Annotated in this window: 1 protein-coding gene and 1 pseudogene; both read left to right on the forward strand. The window is 75.4% G+C overall.

The genetic code is table 11. The features are described from left to right. Window positions 1-384: pseudogene (locus C667_RS23720) on the forward strand (IS21 family transposase); the annotation flags it as partial. Then, window positions 371-621: ATP-binding protein (locus C667_RS23725; protein WP_004391962.1), on the forward strand; the 251-nt coding region annotated here is incomplete at its 3' end. The pseudogene C667_RS23720 and the gene C667_RS23725, both read left to right, overlap by 14 nt.

Raw genomic sequence — 621 nt, forward strand, 5'->3', positions numbered from 1 at the left:
CACCTCGAGGCGCTCGTCGCACACAAGCACGCGGCCAGTGCGCACCGCGCCACCGACCGCCTGACGGCGGCCGTGCCCACCTGCCAGGCGCTGCTCGCCCAGGCCGCCGAGCGCGGTGAGCCGCTCGGGCGCACCACGCGCGCGCTCACCGACCTGCTCGATCGCTACGGCGCGGGCGAACTGGCCGTTGCCGTCGACGAGGCGCTCGCGCGCGGCGTGCCGCATCCCAACGCGGTGCGCCTGGCGCTCGAGCGTCGGCGCGAGGCGCCCCCGCCGCTGGGTGTGCCGCTGCCCGCGCATCTGAAGACGCGCGACGTCACCGTGCGCGCCCACCCCTTGGCCGGCTACGACCGCCTGCTGGAGGACGACCATGACGACGCCTGAACCGCTGCTCGCGCGCGCCCGTGCGCTGCAACTGCACGGGGTGGTGAGCCACTGGGCCGAGTGCGCCCAGGCCCCGTGGATCGCCCCGCTCATCGAGTGGGAGGAGACCGAGCGCGCCCGACGCTCACTCGAGCGCCGGCTGCGCTGCGCGCACATCGGCCGCTTCAAGCCGCTGGCCGACTTCGACTGGCGCTGGCCCGAGCAGTGCGACCAGGCCGCCATCGCAGAGCTGATGAC

The organism is Thauera phenylacetica B4P, assembly GCF_000310225.1.
In the GTDB taxonomy this organism is placed as follows: domain Bacteria; phylum Pseudomonadota; class Gammaproteobacteria; order Burkholderiales; family Rhodocyclaceae; genus Thauera; species Thauera phenylacetica.